The sequence below is a fragment of the Agromyces sp. S2-1-8 genome (assembly GCF_021129215.1).
Lineage (GTDB): Bacteria > Actinomycetota > Actinomycetes > Actinomycetales > Microbacteriaceae > Agromyces > Agromyces chromiiresistens.
Map to the genome: position 1 here is coordinate 816114 of NZ_JAJOLP010000001.1, position 21677 is coordinate 837790.

The 21677-nt window shown below is 71.8% G+C and carries 22 protein-coding genes; 9 read left to right on the top strand and 13 right to left on the bottom strand.

Annotation, left to right across the window (positions count from 1 at the left end; translation table 11 throughout):
* Window positions 1-2: 2 nt before the first annotated feature.
* The 10 genes from fdxA to LR269_RS03790 form a co-directional block, all read right to left on the bottom strand.
* A complete protein-coding gene (gene fdxA / locus LR269_RS03745; protein ID WP_231429356.1) occupies window positions 3-353 on the bottom strand; it encodes a ferredoxin in 351 nt (116 codons plus the stop codon).
* Window positions 350-1783, bottom strand: coding sequence for an FAD-dependent oxidoreductase (locus tag LR269_RS03750; protein ID WP_231429357.1), 1434 nt, complete (start codon window positions 1781-1783; stop codon window positions 350-352). The genes fdxA and LR269_RS03750 overlap by 4 nt, the downstream gene beginning before the upstream one ends.
* On the bottom strand, window positions 1780-2550 hold the full coding sequence (gene cobA / locus LR269_RS03755) for a uroporphyrinogen-III C-methyltransferase (protein ID WP_231429358.1): 771 nt from the start codon (window positions 2548-2550) through the stop codon (window positions 1780-1782). The genes LR269_RS03750 and cobA overlap by 4 nt, the downstream gene beginning before the upstream one ends.
* On the bottom strand, window positions 2547-3458 hold the full coding sequence (locus tag LR269_RS03760; RefSeq protein WP_231429359.1) for an ABC transporter permease: 912 nt from the start codon (window positions 3456-3458) through the stop codon (window positions 2547-2549). Before LR269_RS03760 ends, cobA begins: the two co-directional genes overlap by 4 nt.
* Before the next feature lie 151 nt (window positions 3459-3609).
* A complete protein-coding gene (locus LR269_RS03765) occupies window positions 3610-4356 on the bottom strand; it encodes an ABC transporter ATP-binding protein (protein WP_231429360.1) in 747 nt (248 codons plus the stop codon).
* A gap of 4 nt (window positions 4357-4360) precedes the next feature.
* The gene (locus LR269_RS03770; RefSeq protein WP_231429361.1) at window positions 4361-5392 is read right to left on the bottom strand and encodes an ABC transporter substrate-binding protein; all 1032 of its coding nucleotides are present in this window, start codon (window positions 5390-5392) and stop codon (window positions 4361-4363) included.
* A 135-nt stretch (window positions 5393-5527) separates the two neighbouring features.
* Window positions 5528-6862, bottom strand: a complete 1335-nt coding sequence (locus LR269_RS03775) for a sulfate adenylyltransferase subunit 1 (RefSeq protein WP_231429362.1) — start codon at window positions 6860-6862, stop codon at window positions 5528-5530.
* Entirely contained in the window at window positions 6862-7797 is a 936-nt protein-coding gene (cysD, locus tag LR269_RS03780; RefSeq protein ID WP_231429363.1) for a sulfate adenylyltransferase subunit CysD, read from the bottom strand. Before cysD ends, LR269_RS03775 begins: the two co-directional genes overlap by 1 nt.
* A complete protein-coding gene (locus LR269_RS03785; RefSeq protein WP_231429364.1) occupies window positions 7794-8537 on the bottom strand; it encodes a phosphoadenylyl-sulfate reductase in 744 nt (247 codons plus the stop codon). The genes cysD and LR269_RS03785 overlap by 4 nt, the downstream gene beginning before the upstream one ends.
* The gene (locus LR269_RS03790; RefSeq protein ID WP_374201074.1) at window positions 8534-10276 is read right to left on the bottom strand and encodes a nitrite/sulfite reductase; all 1743 of its coding nucleotides are present in this window, start codon (window positions 10274-10276) and stop codon (window positions 8534-8536) included. Before LR269_RS03790 ends, LR269_RS03785 begins: the two co-directional genes overlap by 4 nt.
* A gap of 209 nt (window positions 10277-10485) precedes the next feature.
* Between LR269_RS03790 and LR269_RS03795 the strand changes: the two genes are divergently transcribed.
* The 5 genes from LR269_RS03795 (at window position 10486) to LR269_RS03815 (ending at window position 14476) form a co-directional block, all read left to right on the top strand.
* Window positions 10486-12135: a radical SAM protein gene (locus tag LR269_RS03795; protein ID WP_231429365.1), complete on the top strand. Its 1650-nt coding sequence runs from the start codon at window positions 10486-10488 to the stop codon at window positions 12133-12135.
* 39 nt (window positions 12136-12174) lie between these two features.
* Complete coding sequence (locus tag LR269_RS03800) at window positions 12175-12519, top strand: hypothetical protein (RefSeq protein ID WP_231429366.1); 345 nt, start codon at window positions 12175-12177, stop codon at window positions 12517-12519.
* Window positions 12520-12523: 4 nt separating this feature from the next.
* On the top strand, window positions 12524-13330 hold the full coding sequence (locus tag LR269_RS03805; protein WP_231429367.1) for a prolipoprotein diacylglyceryl transferase: 807 nt from the start codon (window positions 12524-12526) through the stop codon (window positions 13328-13330).
* Window positions 13314-13856 (top strand): hypothetical protein, encoded by a 543-nt coding sequence (locus tag LR269_RS03810; RefSeq protein ID WP_231429368.1) that lies wholly within the window; start codon window positions 13314-13316, stop codon window positions 13854-13856. The genes LR269_RS03805 and LR269_RS03810 overlap by 17 nt, the downstream gene beginning before the upstream one ends.
* A gap of 95 nt (window positions 13857-13951) precedes the next feature.
* Entirely contained in the window at window positions 13952-14476 is a 525-nt protein-coding gene (locus LR269_RS03815; RefSeq protein WP_231429369.1) for a hypothetical protein, read from the top strand.
* Window positions 14477-14524: 48 nt separating this feature from the next.
* Here the strand turns inward: LR269_RS03815 and LR269_RS03820 are convergent, their stop codons facing one another.
* From LR269_RS03820 to LR269_RS03830, 3 genes are all read right to left on the bottom strand, one after another.
* The gene (locus LR269_RS03820; RefSeq protein ID WP_231429370.1) at window positions 14525-15259 is read right to left on the bottom strand and encodes a sirohydrochlorin chelatase; all 735 of its coding nucleotides are present in this window, start codon (window positions 15257-15259) and stop codon (window positions 14525-14527) included.
* A 346-nt stretch (window positions 15260-15605) separates the two neighbouring features.
* Window positions 15606-16391: a cache domain-containing protein gene (locus tag LR269_RS03825; protein WP_231429372.1), complete on the bottom strand. Its 786-nt coding sequence runs from the start codon at window positions 16389-16391 to the stop codon at window positions 15606-15608.
* A 52-nt stretch (window positions 16392-16443) separates the two neighbouring features.
* Window positions 16444-17211: a FadR/GntR family transcriptional regulator gene (locus LR269_RS03830; RefSeq protein ID WP_231429376.1), complete on the bottom strand. Its 768-nt coding sequence runs from the start codon at window positions 17209-17211 to the stop codon at window positions 16444-16446.
* Between the two features lie 154 nt (window positions 17212-17365).
* On the opposite strand from LR269_RS03830, the gene LR269_RS03835 reads away from it, so the two are divergent.
* The 4 genes from LR269_RS03835 to LR269_RS03850 all read left to right on the top strand — a co-directional run bounded on the left by LR269_RS03835 (window position 17366) and on the right by LR269_RS03850 (window position 21453).
* Window positions 17366-18460, top strand: coding sequence for an ABC transporter ATP-binding protein (locus tag LR269_RS03835; RefSeq protein ID WP_231429378.1), 1095 nt, complete (start codon window positions 17366-17368; stop codon window positions 18458-18460).
* Between the two features lie 93 nt (window positions 18461-18553).
* A complete protein-coding gene (locus LR269_RS03840; RefSeq protein ID WP_231429379.1) occupies window positions 18554-19741 on the top strand; it encodes an ABC transporter substrate-binding protein in 1188 nt (395 codons plus the stop codon).
* A complete protein-coding gene (locus LR269_RS03845) occupies window positions 19741-20643 on the top strand; it encodes an ABC transporter permease (protein ID WP_231429382.1) in 903 nt (300 codons plus the stop codon). Before LR269_RS03840 ends, LR269_RS03845 begins: the two co-directional genes overlap by 1 nt.
* A gap of 9 nt (window positions 20644-20652) precedes the next feature.
* A complete protein-coding gene (locus tag LR269_RS03850; protein WP_231429383.1) occupies window positions 20653-21453 on the top strand; it encodes an ABC transporter permease in 801 nt (266 codons plus the stop codon).
* Window positions 21454-21677: the final 224 nt, after the last annotated feature.

The window sequence follows — 21677 nt, forward strand, 5'->3', positions numbered from 1 at the left end:
TACTACTCGCCCTGCGGGGCGAGCGCCGCGACGATGGGGTGATCGAAGTCGAGCGTGCCGGTCTTGGCGGCGCCGCCCGGCGATCCGAGCGGCGCACCGCCCGACGCGCCACCGGGCGTGATCTCGAAGAACTCGACGTTGGCCTTGTAGTAGTCGGACCACTCGTCGGGCAGGTCGTCTTCGTAGTAGATCGCCTCGACCGGGCAGACGGGCTCGCAGGCGCCGCAGTCGACGCACTCGTCGGGGTGGATGTAGAGGGATCGTTCGCCCTCGTAGATGCAGTCGACGGGGCACTCGTCGATGCACGCCTTGTCCTTGACGTCGACGCAGGGCAGCGCGATGACGTAGGTCACGACAGCGCCAGCACGTCGTCGCGCGAGATCGCCACCTGCTCCTCACGGGGCACGACCTTCACGCGTTCGCGAACGACGCCGGCGTACCGCTCGGGCGCCTCGAACGACTCGCCGAGCCCGCGCTCTTGCGCGTCGAGGGCGAGCCAGCCCTGCCAGCTCGTGTGCTCGACCCCGCGGGCGTCGAGCAGGTCGAGGATCTCGGTGCCGTCGGCCGCGTCGATGGCGGGCGCGGCGAGCACGCCGGCCTGCGCGTCCGCGACGAGGTTGGTGATCGTCTCGAGCGCGTCGCCCTTCGTGTGGCCGATGAGTCCGACCGGGCCGCGCTTGATCCATCCGGTCGCGTAGACGCCCGGGATCGACTCGCCCGAGGCATCCACGACCCGCCCGCCCGCGTTGGGGATGACCGCAGCCCGCTCGTCGAACGGCACGTCGCGGATCGGCGAGCTCGCGTAGCCGACGGCCCGGTACACGGCCTGCACCGGGTATTCGACGAACTCGCCCGTGCCCTCGACCGAACCGTCGCCGACCGGTCGGGTGCGCTCGAACCGGATCGCCTCGACCTTGCCGTCGCCCGTGATCTCGGCGGGCGAGTGCAGGAAGTGCAGGTGCAGGCGGCGCGACGCGGTGCCGGCGCCCGTCGAGCCCGCAGCGGCGCGCCAGCCGTTGAGGGTGCGGGTCATGACCTTGACCTGGTTGTTCGCGGCGTGGAGCGCCTCGGCGTGCGCGTCGCCCGCTGCACGCTCGAAGTCGTCGTCGTAGACCACGATGTCGACGTCGGGCACCTCGCCGAGCTCGCGCAGCTCGATCGGCGTGAACTTCACGTGGCCGGGTCCGCGGCGTCCGAAGACGTGAACGTCGGTGACGGGGGATGCCTCGAGCCCGGCGAGCACGTTGGCCGGGATGTCGGTCGAGAGGATGTCCTTCGGGTGCTTCGCGAGCACGCGTGCGACGTCGAGCGCGACGTTGCCGTTGCCGATGACCGCGATCTCGCGCGCCTCGAGCGGCCACGAGCGCGGCACATCGGGGTGTCCGTCGTACCAGGCGACGAAGTCGGCGGCGCCGTACGAGCCGGGCAGGTCGATGCCGGGGATGTCGAGCGGGGCGTCGCGCAGGGCGCCGGTCGCGAAGATCACGGCGTCGTAGCGCTGCTGCAGCTCGCCGACCTCGACGTCGCGGCCCACCTCGACGTTGCCGATGAGGCGGATGTCGCCCGCATCGAGCATCTCGTGCAGCGAGTTCACGATGCCCTTGATGCGCGGGTGGTCGGGCGCGACCCCGTAGCGGATGAGGCCGTAGGGTGCCGGCAGCGACTCGAACAGGTCGATCGCGACCTCGCCGCCCTGCTCGGCGACCTGGCGGCGGAGGATGTTGCCGGCGTAGATGCCGGCGGGGCCGGCGCCCACGATCGCGACGCGGAGGGAGAGGGTCATTGCTGCGAGGCCTTTCGGGTTGTGCTGGGGGAGAGCGCTTCGGGTGCGTAGGGGCTGAGCGTCACGACGTCGCCGACCACGACCACCGCGGGCGACCGCACGCCTCGGCGCGCCGCCTGCAGGGCGATCGAGTCGAGCGTTCCGACGGTGACGCGCTGCCTCGGGCCGTACCCATCTTCCACGATGGCGACCGGGCAGTCGCCGCCGCGCTCGCCGCGGGCGAGCGTGATCGCCGAGTTCGCGAGGGTGCCGATGCCCATGAGGAGCACGACGGTGTGGTCGCGGCCGCCGCCGAGCGCCCGGATCTGGTCATGTCCGGTGACGACCGTGAACGTCGTCGCGAGGCCGCGGTGGGTGAGCGGGATGCCCGCGATCGCCGGCACCGAGATCGCGCTCGTGATGCCCGGCACGACCGCGACGTCGATGCCCGCGTCGCGGCAGAACGCGAGCTCCTCGCCGCCGCGGCCGAAGATGAACGGGTCGCCGCCCTTGAGCCGCACGACCTGCTTGCCCTCGCGGGCGAGGGTGACGAGCAGGGCGTTGATGGCGTCCTGCGGCACGGCGTGATGCCCGGGCAGCTTGCCGACGTCGACGACCTCTGCCCGAAGTTCGACGCCCTCGGCGGCGAGGCCGTCGAGCACGCCGCGGGCGCCGAGCCGGTCGGCCACGATCACGTCGGCCCGCTCGAGCGCGCGCAGGCCGCGGATGGTGAGCAGTCCCGCGTCGCCCGGTCCGGCGCCGACGAGGGTGACGTGTCCGGCGCTCATCGCGTGCCCTCCTGCAGCAGGCCCCGGCGGCGCAGCAGCGCACGCTCGATCGGGGCGAAGATCGCCAGTTCGACGAGGATGCCGACGAAGAGGATCACGAGGATCGCGACGAACACCGCCGAGAGGTCGGCCAGTTGCCGGCCCTGGTCGAGCAGGGCGCCCAGGCCGAACCCGATCGAGCCGCCGGTCGCGATGATCTCGGCGGCCATGAGCGAGCGCCACGAGAACGCCCAGCCCTGCTTGAGCCCGCCGACGTAGCCCGGCAGCGCGGCCGGCAGCACGACGAGGGTGGCGAGCTGCGACCGGTTCGCGCCGAGCACCCGGCCGACGCGACGCAGCTGCGGCGGCACCTGGTTCACGCCCGAGATGAGGCCGTTGATGATCGAGGGAACGGCACCCATGAGGATGACGAAGTAGACGGTCGCGTCGGACAGGCCGAACCAGATGATCGCGGCGGGCACCCACGCGACCGACGGCAGCACCTGCAGCCCCGACACGAAGGGGCCGAACGCGCGACGCAGCCAGCCGACCTCGGCGAGCGCCAGGCCGATGGGCGTGCCGATCGCGACCGCGATGAGGAAGCCGATGACGCCGCGCTCGAGGCTCGTCGTCACGGCGAGCTGCAGCCGGCCGCTCTCCCATGCGGCGCCGATCGCCGTGAACACCTCGACCGGGCCCGGGTAGAGGTCGGGGCGCGGGCGCGCGACGACCGTGTAGACCTGCCAGACGACGAGCAGCACGACGATGAGGATGACGGGCGGCAGCACGCCCGACCAGAACCGGCGCCAGCGCGACTCGCGGCGGGTCTCGTCGGTCTGCAGGCGGTCGAGGCCGGCGGCGAGCTCGCGCAGTTCGGCTTCGTCGGGCGACGAGGACGCCTCGCGCTCGACGAGCTCGGGGAACGGCATCGAGCCGGCGGGGAGGTCTGACCCCGCGCCCGCCGGTCGAGTAGCGCCCGACGAAGGAGGACGCGTATCGAGACCCGGTGAGTCGATCGCGGGACGAGAGGTCTCGAGACGCGTCGCCTCCGGCGGCGCTACTCGACCGGCGGTCTGGATGTCATGCGGCATTGCGGGCGATCTCCTTCCGCAGGCGCTCGGTGATCTCGATCGAGACCGCCGAGACCTCGGGGCTCTCGATGCGGCGCGGGCCCGAGGCATCCAGCCGCCATTCCCCGGCAACGCGGCCCGGGCGACTCGAGAGCAGCACGACGCGTTCGCCGAGGCGGGCCGCCTCGCGCACGTTGTGGGTGACGAACACGATCGTGCGGCCGGTCTCGCGCCAGACCCGCTCGAGCTCCTCGTGCAGGAGGTCGCGGGTGATGGCGTCGAGCGCGGCGAACGGCTCGTCCATGAGCAGCACCTTGCGGTCCTGCGCGAGCGCCCGGGCGAGGGCGACGCGCTGGCGCATGCCGCCCGAGAGCTCGTGGGGCCGCTTCTCGGCGGCGTCGGCGAGGTTGACGACGTCGAGCAGCTCGAGCGCCTTCGCGCGGCGTTCGGCCCGCGGCACCCCGCGCAGCTTCAGCGCGAGCTCGACGTTGCGACGGGCGCTCAGCCACGGCATGAGCGCCGACTCCTGGAACATCACGGCCGCGCCGTCGGCGGGCACCTCGATGGTGCCCGTCGACGGGCGGTCGAGTCCGGCGATGAGGTTGAGCAGGGTCGACTTGCCGCAGCCCGATGCGCCGAGCAGGCAGACGAACTCCCCCTCTTCGACGTGCAGCGTCACGTCGTCGAGCACGAGCGGGGCGCGCTCGCCGAAGCGCTTGCCGAGCCCGTCGATGCGGATGACCGTCTGCCTGCTCATGCGCTCACTCCGTGCCGAGTCCGGCGGCCGAGACCGGCTCCTCGCCGCGCGCTTCGAGCACGCGGTTCAGGATCGCGAGGTCGAACAGCCCGTCGATCGAGCCGTCCTTCGCCGTACCGGCGGCGACGCCGTTCGCGAGCACCTCCTCGAAGGTGTCGGCGACGGGGTCGACCGTGAACCGGACGTGCTCGAGCGAGCGCGCGAGCACCTCGTCGCCCAGCGGCTTGCCGGTGTCGGCCTCGAGCTGGGCGTTGATGTCCTCGGCGGCCTGCTCGGGCTCGTCCTCGATGAACTGCACGGCGTCGGCGTGGCCCTCGACGAGCGCCTCGACCGTCGCCGGGTGGTCGGCGAGGAACTGCTTCGAGACGAGCAGCACCGTGGTCGGGAAGTCGCCGTCGTCCCACAGGTCGGCCTCGTCGACGAGCACGTGCGCGCCGCCGTCGATGATGAGTCGCGACACCCACGGCTCGGGCAGCCACGCACCGTCGAGGTCGCCCTGCTGGAAGAGCGTGAGCGTCTGCGAGTTCTCGGTCGGCGTGACGTGCACGTCGCCGCCGCCCTGCGTGTCGGTCGTGTAGCCCTCGTCGGCGAGCCAGGTGCGCAGCGCGACGTCCTGCGTGTTGCCGAGCTGGGGGCTCGCGAGCGTCGTGCCCTCGAGGTCGGCCGGGTCGTCGATGCCGTCGGCGACGACGAGTGCGGCGCCGCCCGAGGCGACCCCCGACACGACGACGGCCGACTCGCCGCCGCTCTTGACGAAGGTGTTGATCGCCGGGTTCGGGCCGATGTAGGCGGCGTCGATCGCGCCCGCCGAGAGCGCCTCGACGGCGGCCGGGCCGGCGTTGAAGACCTCGGTCGAGAGCTTCGTGTCGCCGAGCGCATCCTGCAGCAGGCCCTCCTGGAGCCCGACCAGCGCGGGCGCGTGGGTGACGTTCGCGAAGTAGCCGAGACGCAGCTCCTCCGCGGGCGTGCCGCCGAGGGCCTCGTCGGACTCGGCCGGCGGGGCTCCCGCGGCCGATGAGGCGCAGCCGGTCATCATGACCGCGGCCAATCCAAGAACGGTGAGAGCAAGAGTGGTGCGGGTCTTCACGGTGTCGCCTCCTTTGTATGGTTCGTGCAGATGGTGGTGCGGTGGCCCGGGGTCGGGGCCGGGTGCGCCCCGTGGGGCGCCCCGTCAGGCGGCCGAAGCTCGCGCCGGGCTGTGCGTGCCGGCGGCGAGCGTCGCTCCGTCCTGCGGGTGGATGACGAGGAATGCGCCGCTGCGACGGTGCACGGCGTAGTCCTCGAAGGGCAGCTCCGCCGCGAGGCGGAGGGTGACCCGGCCGATGTCGTTGGCGTCGAGCTGGTCGGCGGGTTCGGTCGCGAGGGTGTCGAGGTTGCGGCGGCCCTCGACCGCGGCGACGAGCGCCTGCACGGTCGCGGTGCCGAACTTGACGAGCACGCGGGCGCCCGGTGCGAGCGGGCGGGCGTCGAGCTGGAACAGCTCGGCGTCGATCTCGCGGCGGCCGGCGGGCAGGGTTCCGGATGCCGCGATCACGGCGCCGCGCGCGGCGTCGAGCTCGTCGGCGAGGCGCAGCGACACCGACTGCGGCGCACGTGCCTCGTCGAGCGGGCCGTCGGCGGTGTCGATCGCGACGACCGTCGTGGTCGCACCGCCCGGGAACACGGCGACCTCGTCGCCGACCCGCACGGTGCCGCTCGACACCTGCCCGGCGAACGCACGGTAGTCGCGGAACCGGTCTTCGGCCCCGGGCTGCGCCGCGACGGCGGGCGCGAGGGCGCCCTGCGGGCGCAGCACGAGCTGCACGTCGAGCCGGAACGCCTCGAGCGAGCTCTCGATCTCGTCGACGGTCGGCAGCGTCTCGAGCAGTTCGAGCAGGGCCGGCCCGTCGTACCAGGGCGTGTTCGGCGAGCGGTCGACGACGTTGTCGCCCTCGAGCGCCGAGACGGGGATGACGTGCACCCCGGGCAGGCCGAGCTCGCGGGTGACCTCGAGCACCTCGGCGGCCACGGCCGCGTAGGCTGCGGCGTCGTAGCCCTGCAGGTCGATCTTGTTGACCGCGACGATCACGTTCGGCACGCGCAGCAGCTGCACGACCGAGAGGTGACGGCGGGTCTGCTCGAGCACGCCCTTTCGCGCGTCGATGAGCAGCACGACGACGTCGGCCGTCGTCGCCCCGGTGACCATGTTGCGGGTGTACTGCACGTGCCCGGGGCAGTCGGCGAGGATGAACGAACGGCGACCCGTCGAGAAGTAGCGATAGGCCACGTCGATCGTGATGCCCTGCTCGCGCTCGGCGCGCAGGCCGTCGGTGAGCAGCGCGAAGTCGAAGCCGCCGGCGTCGCCGCCGAAGCCGCGCTCGCGGCTCGTGCGGGCGACCTGCTCGAACTGGTCGGCGAGGATCGCCTTCGAGTCGTGCAGCAGGCGGCCGACGAGCGTCGACTTGCCGTCGTCGACCGAGCCGGCCGTCGCGAAGCGCAGCAGGGTGCTGCTGGTGTGCTCGCCCATCAGAAGTACCCGTCCTTCTTGCGGTCTTCCATCGCCGCCTCCGAGATGCGGTCGTCGGCGCGGGTCGCCCCCCGCTCGGTGAGCGTCGACTCGGCGACCTCGCGAACGACGGCCGCGACATCCACGGCGTCGGACTCGACCGCACCCGTGCAGCTCATGTCGCCGACCGTGCGGTACCGCACGGTGCGGAGCTCGACGTGCTCGTCGGGGCGGGGCTGCGAGAACTCGCCGACGCCGCGCCACATGCCGTCGCGGCGGAACACCTCGCGCTCGTGCGCGAAGTACAGCGGCGGCAGCTCGATGCCCTCGCGCTCGATGTACGCCCAGACGTCGAGCTCGGTCCAGTTCGAGATCGGGAAGGCGCGCACGTGCTGGCCGGGGGTGTGCCGGCCGTTGTAGAGGTTCCAGAGCTCAGGGCGCTGGTTGCGCGGGTCCCACTGGCCGAACTCGTCGCGCAGCGAGATGATGCGCTCCTTGGCCCGCGCCTTGTCCTCGTCGCGGCGGGCGCCGCCGAAGACCGCGTCGTGCCTGCCCGCGGCGATCGCGTCGAGCAGCGGCTGCGTCTGCAGGGGGTTGCGGGTGCCGTCGGCGCGCTCGTGCAGGCGGCCGTCGTCGATGTAGCGCTGCACCTCGGCGACCTCGAGTCGCAGGCCGAGTCGCTCGACCGTGCGGTCGCGGAACGCGATCACCTCGGGGAAGTTGTGCCCCGTGTCGACGTGCAGCACGGGGAACGGCACGCGGCCCGGCCAGAACGCCTTCGTCGCGAGGTGGAGCACGACGACCGAGTCCTTGCCGCCCGAGAACAGCAGCACGGGCCGCTCGAACTCGGCGACGACCTCGCGGATGATGTGGATCGCCTCGGCCTCGAGCAGGTCGAGGGCGTCGAGGCCCCTCGCCGGGGCGGTGGCAGTGCCGGTCAAGAACGTGTCGGTCATAGGTGCAACCCGCATTCCGTCTTGTCGAGGCCGGCCCAGCGGCCCGACCGGGGGTCTTCGCCCGCGGCGACGGGCTTCGTGCACGGCTCGCAGCCGATCGAGGGGTAGCCCTCGGTCAGCAGCGGGTTCACGGTCACCCCGAACGCGGCGGCGTGGTCGATGAGGTCGTCGAAGCTCCAGGCGGCGAGCGGGTTGACCTTCACGAGGCCGCTGCGCTCGTCCCATGCGACGAGCGGCGTGTCGGTGCGGGTCGGCGCCTCGTCGCGGCGCACGCCCGTGAACCAGAGTTCGTAGCCCGCGAGGGCGTCCTGCAGCGGGGCGACCTTGCGCATCGCGCAGCAGGCGCCCGGGTCGCGGGCGAAGAGGTCCTTGCCGTGCTTCGCGTCCTGCTCGGCGACGGTGAGCTCGGGAAGCACGTCGACGATGCGCACGTCGAGCGACGCGGCGACGCGGTCGCGGGTCTCGATCGTCTTCTGGAAGTGGTAGCCGGTCTCGAGGAACAGCACGTCGACGCCCGGCAGCGACTGCGCGACCACGTGCGGCAGCACGGCGTCGGCCATCGAGCAGGCGACGGCCGCGGCATCCACGTCGAAGTTGCGCGCCACCCAGGCGATCACTTCGTAGGCGGATGCCTCGCCGTCGGCGAGGCTCCGGAGCTCGGCGTTCCCCGCCTCGGCGAGGGCGCGGAGCGCGGCGGCGTCGCGCTTCGTGGTGGCGCGCGGGGCGAGCGAGACGCTCATCGCAGTTCTTCCTCCTCGGCGCGGTGGGCCCACTCGGCGAAGGTCTCGTCGGCTGCAGTATCGCGCTGCTCGAGGAACCGGCGCACGACCTTCTCGACGTAGTCGGCGAGGCCGTCGGCGGTCACCTTGAGGCCGCGCACGGTGCGGCCGGTGCCGGCCTCCTCGCGCGTCGTCGACGCGAGCCCGCCGCCGAGGTGCACCTGGAAGCCGGGGGTCTGGCCGCCGTCGCCGTCGGGCAGCAGCTGCCCCTTGAGGCCGATGTCGGCGGTCTGGATGCGGGCGCACGAGTTCGGGCAGCCGTTGACGTGCAGGCTGATCGGGTGCGGCAGCTCGATGCCCGCGAGGCGCTCCTCGAGGGCGATCACGGCGTCGGTCGCGGTCTGCTTCGTCTCGACGATCGCGAGCTTGCAGAACTCGATGCCCGTGCAGGCGATCGTGCCGCGGCGGATGAGGCTCGGTCGCGCCTGCAGGCCGAGCTCGTCGAGGCCGGCGACGACCCGCTCGACGTGCTCCTCGTCGATGTCGAGCAGCACGACCTTCTGGTGCGGGGTCGTGCGCAGCCGGCCCGAACCGACCGAGTCGAGCAGGTCGGCGAGGCGGGTGAGCGTCGTGCCCGAGATGCGGCCGACGAAGGGCGTCGCGCCGATGTAGAAGCGGCCGTCCTTCTGCTTGTGCACCCCGACGTGGTCGCCCTGGGCGAGCGGCTTCGGTGCGGCGGGGCCGTCGGGCAGCGGGTTCTCGAGGTACTCGGTCTCGAGCACCTGCCGGAACTTCTCGGCGCCCCAGTCGGCGACGAGGTACTTGAGTCGGGCGCGGTTGCGCAGGCGCCGGTAGCCGTAGTCGCGGAAGATCGAGGTGACCCCGAGCCACACCTCGGCGACCCGCTCGGGCGCGACGAAGGCGTTCAGGCGCACCGCGAGGTGGGCGTTCGTCGACAGGCCGCCGCCGACCCAGAGGTCGTAGCCGATGCCGAGCTCGGGGTGCTCGACCGCGACGAACGCCACGTCGTTGATCTCGTGCACGACGTCCTGGCTGGGGTGGCCCGTGATCGCCGACTTGAACTTGCGCGGCAGGTTCGCGAGCTCGGGGTCGCCGATGTAGCGCTCCTGGATCTCGAAGATCTGCGGCGTCGGGTCGATGAGCTCGTCGGCCGCGATGCCGGCGACCGGCGAGCCGAGGATGACGCGGGGCACGTCGCCGCACGCCTCGGTCGTCGACAGGCCGACGCCTTCGAGCCGGCGCCAGATCTCGGGCACGTCCTCGACTCGGATCCAGTGCAGCTGGATGTTCTGCCGGTCGGTCAGGTCGGCCGTGTCGCGTGCGAACTCGGTCGAGATGCCGCCGATGACGCGCAGCTGCTCGGTCGAGAGCTGGCCGCCGTCGATGCGCACGCGCAGCATGAAGAACTCGTCCTCGAGCTCGTGCGGCTCGAGGGTCGCGGTCTTGCCGCCGTCGATGCCGGGCGTGCGCTGCGTGTACAGGCCCCACCAGCGGAAGCGGCCGTGCAGGTCGGTGCCGTCGATCGACGAGAAGCCGCCCTTGGCGTAGATCGTCTCGATGCGCTCGCGCACGGCGAGGCCGCCGTCCTCCTGCTTCCACTGCTCGTTGGCGTTGAGGGGCTCGGTGCCGTCGACCTTCCACTGGCCGTTGGGGCGGTTGGCGCCGGGGCGGGCGGGGCGGCCTTCGGGGCGCGCGGCGCGCTCCGGCCGTGCCGGTCGCACCGTCTCGCTCAGCGTCACGAGAGCCTCCTGATGGGTCGAAGCGACGATGGATGTCTCGCCGCTGAGCCGACGTTAGGCGAGGCATCCTCGGGCGGCACCTTCGTGACGGCGGCGCCCGTCACGTTGCGTCACGGCCCGTCGCACGGCGCCGCATTGCGTCACAGTCTTGACATGGCGGGCGGGCGCGGTGCTCCCGCCCGGCACATCCCGCCCGCTATCGTGAGCGCATGCCGACCGCCGCTGGTACCGGAATGCCCCTGCGGGACCACCGCATCCACCGATACGTCAACGCGTTCTGCCCGCGGTGCCACGAGGAGGACCCCGAGCGACCGCTCGCCGACGTCGCCCGGCTCTCGGGTTGGCTGGCGATCCGCGACGACCGCGTCTGGCTCGAGCGCGGCTGCCCCACGCACGGGCTCGTGTCGACGATGTACGACGAGTCGCCCGAGATCCTGAGCTACCTCGAGCAGTGGACCGCGCCGACGAAGGTGCACACCCCAGACCTCGCGGGCAACTTCAAGCCCGTGCCGTCGGCGTACGAGGACGGCCTGCCCGAGATGCAGACGCAGCACACGTGCATCCTGCTCGAGGACCTCACCGACCACTGCAACCTGCGCTGCCCGACCTGCTTCGCCGAGTCGGGGCCGGCGGCGACCGCGGTCGCGCCGCTCGCCGAGGTGCTCGCCTCGGTCGACGCGAAGCTCGCTCGCGAGAACGACCGCATCGACGTGCTCATGCTCTCGGGGGGCGAGCCGACCCTCTACCCATGGCTCGAGCAGCTGCTCGACCACCTCGTCGCGCGACCGGTCGTGCGCATCCTGCTGAACTCGAACGGACTGCGCATCGCGCAGGACGACGCCCTCGTCGAGACGCTGAAGAAGCACCGCGAGCGCGTCGAGGTGTACCTGCAGTTCGACGGCGAGAGCGCCGAGGCGTCGGCCTATCACCGCGGCGCCGACATCCGCCGCTTCAAGGACCGCGCGCTCGAGCGCCTGTCGGAGGCGGGCGTGTTCACGACGCTCACCATGACCGCCGCGCTCGGCGTGAACGACGGCGAGATCGGCGCGGTGATCCGGCGGGCGATGACGACGCCGTACGTCGGCGGAGTGACGATCCAGCCCGTGTTCGGCTCGGGGCGCTCGGCCGGCATCGACCCGAACGACCGGCTCACGCACACGGGCGTGCTCGCCCGGCTCGAGGCGCAGACGGGCGGCGAGGTCACCTGGCGCGACCTCACCGCGCTGCCCTGCAGCCATCCGCACTGCTGCTCGGTCGGCTACCTGCTGAAGGATGACTCGGGCACCTGGAACTCGCTCACCGCCCTCGTCGGCCACGACCGGTTGAAGGAGTTCCTCGACCTCAACCCCGACCTCATCGCGAACCGCATCGCCGACAGCAACATCAACCAGGCCCTGAAGGACAGTGTGAAGCAGTCGCTGCTCGACCTGCTCAGCGAGCAGTCGTCGCTGTCGCACCCGTCGATCGCGACGCTGTGGAAGGACATCTGCACGGGCTGCGACCTCGGCATCGGCACCCTCACCCAGCTCGCGAGCTCGGCGCTGCCGGGGCAGCACAAGCGGCTGCGGCGGTTCCTCGGCGAACGCGTCAAGCGCATCACGGTGAAGCCCTTCATGGACATCAACACGATGATCGAGGAGCGCCTCACCCAGTGCTGCGTGCACGTCGCGACGGTGAACGCAGAGACCTCGGCGCACCAGTGCGCGCCGTTCTGCGCGGTGCAGGCGTGGGCGCCGCTCGGGCGCACGCGCATCTCGACCGCGACGGGCTCGGCCGGGGCGTCCGCCGCTCGTGACGGCGCGGCAGGCGGCGCCGGCGCGGCAGGCGGTCGCCGCCGACTGCCGGTGACGGTGGCGTGAGCCGGCGGCCGACGGCATGACGGGCGAGGGAGTGAGCGCATGAGCAGCACGGGCGACGAGTTCGGCACCTGGGACCCCTCGGGCCTGAACCGCTTCGACGAGACGGTCGGCGCGCCCGCGGCCGCGGCGCCGTACGACCCGTTGCGGCTGTGCGTCTTCGCGACGATCGCCCTCATCACCTGCGTCTTCGGCCCGATCTCGCTTGCCGTGTTCGCGGGCATCGCGATCGCGGGATACGCCAGGGCCCGCCGGGCGGGCCTCCTGCGCTCGAAGTGCAAGCTCGGCGACACCCGCAACGTGCTCGCCTACCTCGTCGTGCTCGAGGTGCTCGCGCTCGCCGCGGTGCCGTTCTGGGTCATGCTCTGGGCCCGGATCTGGAGCTGAGCGCATGTTCCCGACGCTGCCCGATCTGATCGGCTGGGGGCCGCCGCTCGACACCCACTCGGTGTTCGTCGCGCTCGCCATGCTCGCGGCCGGCCTCGTCTTCGTCATCGAGTCCCGCCGCCGCGGGCAGACCGACGCGCGGGTCGCGGCGCTCGTGCTCGGAGCGCTCGCCGGGGCCGCGCTGTTCTCGCGGCTCGGCACGTGGGCCCGGCATCTCGACCCGTCGCAGAACCTCGACCTCGTCACGCAGCTCACGCGCGGCAACGCCTCGGTGCTGAGCGCGCTCGTCGGCGCCTGGCTCGGCGTGCACGTCGCGAAGCGCATCGTGAAGTACCCGTTGCGCACCGGCGACCTCTTCGCCCCCGCGGTCGCGCTCGCCATGGCCATCGGCCGGTTCGGATGCCTCTTCACCGAGCTGCCCGGAACCCCGACCGGCTCCGGCTGGGGCATCGTGCTCGACGAGGCCGCCGCCGCTCGGGTCGGCGGGCCGGCGGGCGTGCCGCTGCATCCGAGCTTCGTCTACGAGATCGCCTTCCAGGCCGCCGCATTCGTCGCGCTGTGGTTCTGGCTCCGGCACAAGCCGATCGCCGCGGGCGAGACGCTCACGATCTACATCGCCGCGTACGCGATCTTCCGATTCTTCGTGGAGTTCGTGCGCGGCAACGAGGTCGCCTGGATGGGGCTGACCCGTCCGCAGATGTTCCTGTTGGTCACGATCCCGCTGCTGCTGGCCCGCCTCGCCTGGAAGGCGTCGCGCGGCCGGCTCGCCGCGAACCGAGAGAGGATGGCCGTCGATGGTGCCCGATCCTGAAGAGCCCACGCCTGAAGAGCCCACGCCTGAAGGGCCGGCGCCTGAAGAGCCGGCCGTCGAACCGCCTGCGGCCGAAGCACCCGCGGTCGGCGGACCGACGGCGCCCGCGGCATCCGGCCCGGTGCCGCCGCCACCGCCGCCCCCGCCGCCATCGGGCTCGACGGCCCCGCCGTCGTACGGCCCGCCGCCCGGAGGCGGACCGACGCCGCTGCCCTACGACCCGTCGGTCGCACCGCCCCCGGCCGGTCTCAGCACGGGCGCCGGCATCGGCATCGGGGTCGGCATCGGCTGCGGGGCGCACGTGCTCGCGGGCGTGCTCATGCTCGCCACGATGCTCGTCGGCAGCAGCGCGCTGGGCGGCCCGACGTTCCTCGGAATCACCTGGCCGTTCGTGCTCGTCGCACTCGCCGCGATCGTGATGCTCTTCTTCAAGAAGACGCGCGGCATCGCGCTCGGCATCCTCATCGTCGCGGCGGCCGCGTGGATCGTCGTGCTCGGCCCGTGCCTCGGCATGGTCGGCATCTGATCGCGCCGACGAGCACCGCAGGTGCAGCGTGCGGCTACGCTCTCCCTGTTCCGCACTTCCGTTCCGCCCGCCGACGACGCCCGAGACGAGACGACATGCACCCGAACGACACCGCAGCGCCCGAACCCGCCCGCCCGACCCGCCGATCGCTCCGCGCCGCGGCCCGTCGCACGGCGGCGCCTGCCGCCCTGCTCGTGGCCATCGCGCTCTCGTCGACCGCGTGCACGACGTCGACGACTCCACCGGCTGCGGCAGCGCCCGAGACCACCCCGGCGGCCGACCTCCCGCTCTCCGCTGCACCCGACGCCGCGCTGCTCTGCGGTCAGGCGAGCGCGTTCGAGGGCATCCGGTACCGCTCCGAATGGGAGCACGGAGAGGGCCTCATCGACGACGCCGGGTACGAGTCGCGCGTCGCGGCACTCCACGACGCCTGGACCTTGCTCGTCGCGGGCGACACCGACGTCACCCCGGCGGTGAAGTACGTGCAGCGCGTGGTGTCGGACGGCGGGCTCGACTCCCCGGCCGGAGAGTTCCAGACGGCGATGGCCGAGCTGGCCGAGGCCTGCGACGCCGCCGGCTCGACGATCTCGATCTCCGCCCTTCCCGGACAGGGCGGCTGAGCGGGGTCTCGAGACGCCCGCTGCGCTCCGGGTCCTCTCGAAGCCACCTCAGCGAGCGCCGAGTGCGGCGTCGTAGCGGTCGAGCACGATCTCGACGAGCTCGGCGGGCGGCGCCGCATCGGGCACGAGCAGCGGGACGGTGACGACGTCGGCGCCGGCGGTCTCGGCGAGGTCCTGGAAGTAGCCGGGCGCGAGCAGGTAGCTCGCGACGACGACGCGCGCGCCCGAGGCATCCGCCCTCGCCTGCTCGACGGCCGCCGACAGCAGCGGTTCGGCTGCCGAGAGGAACCCGAGCCCGATGTCGCGCCCCGTCGCCGCCGCGAGCCGCTCGCGCATGTCGTGGCAGTCGCGCACCGCGCGCCAATCGCTCGAGCCCGCGACCGAGAGCACGACCGCGTCGTCGTCGCGAACGCCGGCCTCGGCGAGGCGGCGGGCGAGCACGGTCGCGAGCCGGTCGTCGGGCCCGAGGGCTCCCGCGAGTGCGACGCGCCGGTCGGCGGCCGCCTCGACCGCCTCGGTCAGGTCGACGTGCACGTGATACCCCGCCGACAGCAGGAGCGGCACGACGACGGCGGGCTCGCCCGGCGCGAGCGAGGCGAGGGTCGCGGGCACGTCGGGCTGCTCGACGTCGACGTGTCCGAGGCGGGCCGACGGTGCAGCATCCGGATGCCTCGTGCCGAGCGCCTCGGCGACCGCGTCGTGCAGCGCGCGCACCGCCCGCCGCCCTTCGGGCGACGAGGTGCCGTGCGAGATGCCCACGAGGGCGGGAGCGGACGCCGTCATCGTGCCATCGTCGCAGACCCGGGTTGCGCACGTGTTTCGTGTTGCGCCGGGCGACCCGTTCCGAGACGGCCGTCGGCGAGGCGGGCCTCGGCGAGTCGGCGCGGGCCGCGACGGCTCGTCTGCCAGCGGGTCGGGGATGTCGACGGCGCCCCTCGACTCGAGGAAGGCGTTCGTCGTCGTCGTGAGCGCCGATCTCGGCCACGACGAACTGTAGGAACTTCTGCGCGACACGCCGCGTCCGGCGGCTGCGCCACCGGCGGGTCGGGAGAAGTTCCTACATTCGCGCAGCCGCAGCCGCAGCCGCAGCCGCAGCCGCAGCCGCAGCCGCAGCCGCAGTCACCGTGGCCTACGCCTCGAACACGAGCGCGAGCGACGTGTCGCCGCACGGCACCACGATCGCGCCGCCGGGCAGCTCGGCACTCTCGGCGGACGCCGCGCCCTCGCGTTCGCGGAGCGGCGCGAGCGCCTCGGCGAGGCCGTCGAGCCGCAGCAGGGCGCCGGTCGCGCGGCGCGGGTCGGTCGAGGTCACGATGCGGCCCGAGGCGTTCACGAGCGTGCACGGATGCCCCGACTCGCGCAGCACGGGCAGGAGTTCGCGTTCGAGGCTCGCCACGTAGAGGTCGGTGCCCACGAGGCCGACCATGGTGCCGCCGACCGCGACCGGCACGGTGATCGTCACCGTGTAGTCGTCGGTGCACAGGTAGTCGACGTACGGGCCGGTGAGGTGCCGGGTGCCCGTGCGAGCCGGCACGCGCCACCACTCGAGGCCCGTGTAGTCGCGGAACTGCTCGGAGTCGGGGTCGCTCACCGCGTCGAGGCGCCGCAGGCCCGCCCCCGTGCCGAACGTGTTCGCACCGCTCAGCCACCATTCGAGGTGCCAGGGTGCATCGGCGAGGTAGCCGGGCGCGGCGACGAAGCCCGCGCCGGTGATGAGACTGCCCGCTCGTTCGAGCGGCTCGCCCACGAGCTCGGCGACGACGGGGTCGAAGGAGGCGGCGCTCGGTTCGGGCATCGCGGCGAGGCTCGCCTCGAGTCGCGTCCGCCAGTCGTCGATCATGGCGAAGACGGGGTCGATGGTCGAGGCGATGCGCTCCGCGATGCGGAGGGCTGCGACGTCGACGGTGACGGTCATGGCCTCGGTCCTTTCTGTGGGTGAGGGGCGGGGTCTCGATACGCGCTTCGCGCTACTCGGCCACCGCGAGGGGGGATGCCTCGAGCCGGGCCTTCTCGTCGATGAGCCATTCGACGGCCGTGGCGATGTGGTCGGTCGTCGCCCGGCGGGCGCCGGTGGCGTCGACGGCGCGGATCGCCTCGATCACCTCGAGGCGCGCCTGCCTGCTGCGGTCACGATACGCCTGTTCGCGCATGCACAGCCAGAGCAGCGGTCCCGCCTCGGCCTGCAGTCGCAGCTCCTCGTGCACGAGGCGGGGCGACTGGCTGACCGCCGCGATCTCGAGCTGGAAGCGGCCGATCGCGCGGCGTGCCCCGCCCGCGCTCGTGAGGTCGGCGCGCGCATCGATGTCGGCGAGGCTCGTCAGGTCGTCGTCGCTCGCGCGGTCGGCGGCGACCTCGGCCGCCATGCCGGCGATCGCGGCGTAGTGCAGCGAGAGATCGCGCAGTTCGATGCGGCTGAGCGCGCGCACCCGGGCGTCGAGCATGCGCGCGGCGGCGTCGCGGTCGTGCGTGACGAAACTGCCGCCGTCGCGGCCGCGGCGGGTGAGCACGAGCCCCTTGTCGCGGAGGGCGACGAGTGCTTCGCGGGCGGTGACGACGGCGACGCCGAGGCGCTTCGCGAGCTCCGACTCGCTCGGCAGGCGTTCTCCGTCGCGCAGGACGCCCGCGACGATCGCGTCGGTGAGGCGCTGCTCGACGAGCTCGGCGCGACCGGCGCCGTCGAGCGGCGAGAAGACGACCGCGTGCGTGGCATCGGCGCGGCCGGTGGCCTGAGGCATCCGGCCCTCCCGTTCGCCCTCGTGCAGATCTGTGACACGACCGTAACACGAGGGGCTGGACATTTACATCTGGAGTCATATGATTTGAAACCGACGAACATCTGGTTCCAGATGTTTGGCAGCGACACGTCAGGAATGCATCGAAGGAGATGTCATGACCGAAGCACAGCCGGCGATCCGGCTCACCGGGCTCACGAAGGAGTTCGGTGCCGTCACCGCGGTCGACCATGTCGACCTCGAGATCGCCGCGGGCGAGTTCTTCTCGATGCTGGGCCCGTCGGGCTCGGGCAAGACCACGGTGCTGCGGCTCATCGCCGGGTTCGAACAACCCACCGACGGCACGATCGAGCTCTTCGGCGAGGAGGTCACGAAGCGCGCGCCGTTCGACCGCGACGTGAACACCGTGTTCCAGGACTACGCGCTGTTCCCGCACATGAGCGTGCTCGACAACGTCGCCTACGGCCTCCGGGTGCGGGGCCTCGGCAAGAAGGAGCGCAACGAGCGGGCGCGTCGCGCACTCGCGAGCGTGCGCCTCGAGCAGATGGCCGATCGCAAGCCGTCCCAGCTCTCGGGCGGCCAGCGCCAGCGCGTCGCCCTGGCACGGGCCACCGTCGTCGAGCCGAAGGTGCTGCTGCTCGACGAACCGCTCGGGGCGCTCGACCTCAAGCTCCGCGAGCAGATGCAGGTCGAGCTCAAGCAGATCCAGCGCGAGCTCGGCATCACCTTCATCTTCGTGACGCACGACCAGGAGGAGGCGCTGACCCTCTCCGATCGCATCGCCGTGTTCAACGCGGGTCGCATCGAGCAGCTCGGCACGCCCGCCGAGCTCTACGAACGGCCGGTCTCGCGGTTCGTCGCCGACTTCGTCGGCACCTCGAACCTGTTCGGCCCCGAGCACTCGCTCGCGCTGCTCGAGCGCGAGGGCCACCACTCGGTGCGTCCCGAGAAGATGACGGTCTCGACCGCCGGCCAGTCGGGCGAGGGCGTGCGCAACGCCGCCGGCACGGTCGTCGAGGCCATCTACCTCGGCAGCGGCGTACGGCTCGTCGTCGACCTCGACGCGGGTCCGCGGGTGAGCGTGCTCGAGCAGAACGTGCGGGGTCGCGCGCGCGACGACGAGCACGGCGACCGGGTCGTCGTCTCGTGGCACGACGACGACGTCGTCGCAGTCGACGGAGCCGCCGTCGGCCCGCAGAACCCGACCCCGACCGCCGCGGTCGGCTCGGTGTTCCCGGGCATCTCCGGATGAGCCATCCGTGGTCTCGATCGGCGCTTCGTGCTCCTCGACCGACGGAATGCACGGCAACTGACACACAACCACCAAGAGAAACAGGAGAGAACCATGATGCGGATGCGGAATGCGCGACGAGGCGCAACCGTCGGGCTCGCGCTCGCCTCGGTCGCGCTGCTGACCGCCTGCGGCACGTCGGGCGGCGGCGGTGGCGGCGGTGGTGACAACGAGGCCGCGACCGAGCTCGGCGAGACCGAGGGCCAGATCTCGATCCTCGCGTGGCCGGGCTACGTCGAGGACGGGTCGAACGACCCGGCCGTCGACTGGGTCACGCCGTTCGAGGAGCAGACCGGCTGCGAGGTCACCACGAAGACCTTCGGCACCTCCGACGAGGCGCTCAACCTCATGAAGACCGGCGAGTACGATGTCGTCTCGGCGTCGGGCGACGCCTCGCTGCGGCTCGTCGCCGGCGGCGACGTGGCTCCGGTCAACACCGACCTGCTCGAGAACTACGACGGCATCTACGACTTCCTGAAGGACCAGGCGTGGAACACCGTCGACGGTGTCAACTACGGCGTGCCGCACGGGTACGGCGCGAACCTGCTGATGTACAACACCGACGTGATCACCGAGGAGCCCACCTCGTGGGACGTCGTGTTCGACAAGTCGGGCGACTACGCCGGCAAGGTCACGGCCTACGACTCGCCGATCTACATCGCCGACGCCGCCCTGTACCTCATGGCGCACGAGCCCGACCTCGGCATCGAGAACCCCTACGCCCTCGACGAGGAGCAGCTCGCGGCCGCCGTCGACCTGCTCAAGCAGCAGCGCGAGAACATCGGCGAGTACTGGAGCGACTACCTGAAGGAGGTGCAGTCGTTCCAGACCGGCGACACCGTCGTCGGCACGAGCTGGCAGGTCATCCAGAACGTGCTCGAGGGCGAGGGCGGCAAGACCGCGGTCACGCTGCCCGCAGAAGAGGGTGCGACCGGCTGGTCCGACACGTGGATGATCTCGTCGGAGGCGAAGAACCCGAACTGCGCGTACGCGTGGCTCGACTACATCTCCAGCCCCGAGGCGAACGCCGCGGCCACGTCGTACTTCGGCGAGGCGCCCTCGAGCGACGCCGCGTGCGAGTTCCGCGAGGACTGCGAGGCGTACCACGCCGGTGACGCCGACTACGCGTCGCAGATCTGGTACTGGACCACCCCGATCGAGGACTGCGTCGACGGCCGCACCGATGTGAAGTGCACCGACTACGCCGCCTGGACCTCGGCCTGGCAGGAGATCAAGGGCTGATGACGGCCACCCGTGCGGTGCCCGCCCCGCGTCGCAGTGCGGCGCGGGCGGGCTCCGCCTTCCTCAGCGCGCACCCCCGGGCGCGGCTCGCGCTGCTGCTCAGCGCCCCGCTGTTCTGGCTCGGCGTCGTCTACATCGTCGCGCTCGTGCTGCTGCTCGTCACGGCGTTCTGGTCGGTCGACAGCTTCACGGGCGAGATCACCACCGAGTTCACGCTCGACAACATCGTCGAGGTCGTGACCGGCTCGCTGTATCAGACCGTGACGCTGCGCACGATCGGCGTCGCGCTCGCGGTGACGGTGATCGACGTCGCCCTCGCACTGCCGATCGCGTTCTTCATGGCGAAGGTCGCGACCCCGCGCATGCAGCGGGTGCTGCTCATCATGGTGCTCACCCCGCTCTGGGCGTCGTACCTCGTGAAGGCGTACGCCTGGCGGTCGGTGCTCTCGCAGGACGGCATCCTCGAGTGGCTCGTCTCGCCGTTCGGCGGTCACACGCCGGGCTACGGCCTGCCCGCGACGATCATCACGCTGAGCTACCTGTGGCTGCCGTACGTGATCCTGCCCATCTACGCGGGGCTCGAGCGCGTGCCCGACTCGCTGCTCGAAGCCTCGGGCGACCTCGGAGGCAGGACCTGGCCGACGCTGCGGCTCGTCGTGCTGCCGCTCGCGCTGCCGGCCATCATCGCCGGCACGATCTTCAGCTTCTCGCTGTCGCTCGGCGACTACATCACGGTCAACATCGTCGGCGGCACCAGCCAGATGCTCGGAAACCTCGTGTACACGAACGTCGGCGCCGCCAACAACCTGCCGCTCGCCGCCGCGATCGCGCTCATCCCGATCGTGATCATCTTCGGCTACCTCTTCCTCGTGCGCCGCACCGGCGCGCTCGACAACCTCTAGGGGCTCAGGATGCGTCTGTCTCGCCTGTCTCGGACGGTGCTCGGCGTCGTCACCGCGCTGATCCTCGTGGTCGTCTACGTGCCGCTCTTCGTCGTGCTCGTGAACTCGTTCTCGACCTCGACGTCGCTGAACTGGCCGCCTCCCGGCTTCACGCTCGAGTGGTGGGGCAAGGCGTTCCAGAGCGAGGGCGCGCTCGAGGCGGTCGGCACGAGCGTCGGCATCGCGCTCGTCGCGACGGCGGTCTCGCTGGTGCTCGGCACCCTGATCTCGCTCGCGCTGCAGCGCTTCGAGTTCTTCGGGCGCGAGGCGATCAGCCTGCTCGTGATCCTGCCGATCGCGCTGCCCGGCATCATCACCGGTATCGCGCTGAACAACTTCTTCCGCACGATCATGGGCGTTCCGCTCTCGATCTGGACGGTCGTGATCGCCCATGCCACGTTCTGCATCGTGACGGTGTTCAACAACGTGATCGCGCGGCTGCGCCGGCTCGGCACGAGCTTCGAGGAGGCCTCGGCAGACCTCGGCGCCGGCATCTGGACGACGTTCCGGCTCGTGACCTTCCCGCAGCTGCGCTCGGCGCTGCTCGCCGGCGGCCTGCTCGCCTTCGCGCTGAGCTTCGACGAGATCATCGTGACGACGTTCACGGCGGGGTCCGGCGTGACGACGCTGCCGATCTTCATCCTCAACAACATGTTCCGGCCGGCTCAGGCGCCGATCGTCTCGGTCATCGCCGTGGTGCTCGTCGTCGTGTCGATCATCCCGATCTACATCGCCCAGCGCCTCTCCGGCGCGGAGGAACGCCGGCGCTGAGGCATCCCCGTTCGTCTTCACCGGTTCAGGAGATGGGACGCTGCTCAGGACCCACCAGGGGGAACGCGTCCTGAGCAGCGCTCCATCTCCTGAACGGGGGTGGATGCCTCGGCCGGGCCCAATGCGCTCCACCGGCTCCGCCGCGGTGATGGCGGCGGCGCCGCGGGCATGTCAGCATGAGCCAGCCGGAGCGACCGGCGACTCGTGACCCGAGAGGGGCGATC

What these genes read in the sequence shown, in the direction of transcription:
- LR269_RS03750 (WP_231429357.1), bottom strand. Translation starts at nt 1,783, where the DNA reads ATGACCCTCTCCCTCCGCGTCGCGATCGTGGGCGCCGGCCCCGCCGGC.
- cobA (WP_231429358.1), bottom strand. Translation starts at nt 2,550, where the DNA reads ATGAGCGCCGGACACGTCACCCTCGTCGGCGCCGGACCGGGCGACGCG.
- LR269_RS03760 (WP_231429359.1), bottom strand. Translation starts at nt 3,458, where the DNA reads ATGCCGTTCCCCGAGCTCGTCGAGCGCGAGGCGTCCTCGTCGCCCGAC.
- LR269_RS03765 (WP_231429360.1), bottom strand. Translation starts at nt 4,356, where the DNA reads ATGAGCAGGCAGACGGTCATCCGCATCGACGGGCTCGGCAAGCGCTTC.
- LR269_RS03770 (WP_231429361.1), bottom strand. Translation starts at nt 5,392, where the DNA reads ATGATGACCGGCTGCGCCTCATCGGCCGCGGGAGCCCCGCCGGCCGAG.
- LR269_RS03775 (WP_231429362.1), bottom strand. Translation starts at nt 6,862, where the DNA reads ATGGGCGAGCACACCAGCAGCACCCTGCTGCGCTTCGCGACGGCCGGC.
- cysD (WP_231429363.1), bottom strand. Translation starts at nt 7,797, where the DNA reads ATGACCGACACGTTCTTGACCGGCACTGCCACCGCCCCGGCGAGGGGC.
- LR269_RS03785 (WP_231429364.1), bottom strand. Translation starts at nt 8,537, where the DNA reads ATGAGCGTCTCGCTCGCCCCGCGCGCCACCACGAAGCGCGACGCCGCC.
- LR269_RS03795 (WP_231429365.1), top strand. Translation starts at nt 10,486, where the DNA reads ATGCCGACCGCCGCTGGTACCGGAATGCCCCTGCGGGACCACCGCATC.
- LR269_RS03800 (WP_231429366.1), top strand. Translation starts at nt 12,175, where the DNA reads ATGAGCAGCACGGGCGACGAGTTCGGCACCTGGGACCCCTCGGGCCTG.
- LR269_RS03805 (WP_231429367.1), top strand. Translation starts at nt 12,524, where the DNA reads ATGTTCCCGACGCTGCCCGATCTGATCGGCTGGGGGCCGCCGCTCGAC.
- LR269_RS03810 (WP_231429368.1), top strand. Translation starts at nt 13,314, where the DNA reads ATGGTGCCCGATCCTGAAGAGCCCACGCCTGAAGAGCCCACGCCTGAA.
- LR269_RS03815 (WP_231429369.1), top strand. Translation starts at nt 13,952, where the DNA reads ATGCACCCGAACGACACCGCAGCGCCCGAACCCGCCCGCCCGACCCGC.
- LR269_RS03820 (WP_231429370.1), bottom strand. Translation starts at nt 15,259, where the DNA reads ATGACGGCGTCCGCTCCCGCCCTCGTGGGCATCTCGCACGGCACCTCG.
- LR269_RS03825 (WP_231429372.1), bottom strand. Translation starts at nt 16,391, where the DNA reads ATGACCGTCACCGTCGACGTCGCAGCCCTCCGCATCGCGGAGCGCATC.
- LR269_RS03830 (WP_231429376.1), bottom strand. Translation starts at nt 17,211, where the DNA reads ATGCCTCAGGCCACCGGCCGCGCCGATGCCACGCACGCGGTCGTCTTC.
- LR269_RS03835 (WP_231429378.1), top strand. Translation starts at nt 17,366, where the DNA reads ATGACCGAAGCACAGCCGGCGATCCGGCTCACCGGGCTCACGAAGGAG.
- LR269_RS03840 (WP_231429379.1), top strand. Translation starts at nt 18,554, where the DNA reads ATGATGCGGATGCGGAATGCGCGACGAGGCGCAACCGTCGGGCTCGCG.
- LR269_RS03845 (WP_231429382.1), top strand. Translation starts at nt 19,741, where the DNA reads ATGACGGCCACCCGTGCGGTGCCCGCCCCGCGTCGCAGTGCGGCGCGG.
- LR269_RS03850 (WP_231429383.1), top strand. Translation starts at nt 20,653, where the DNA reads ATGCGTCTGTCTCGCCTGTCTCGGACGGTGCTCGGCGTCGTCACCGCG.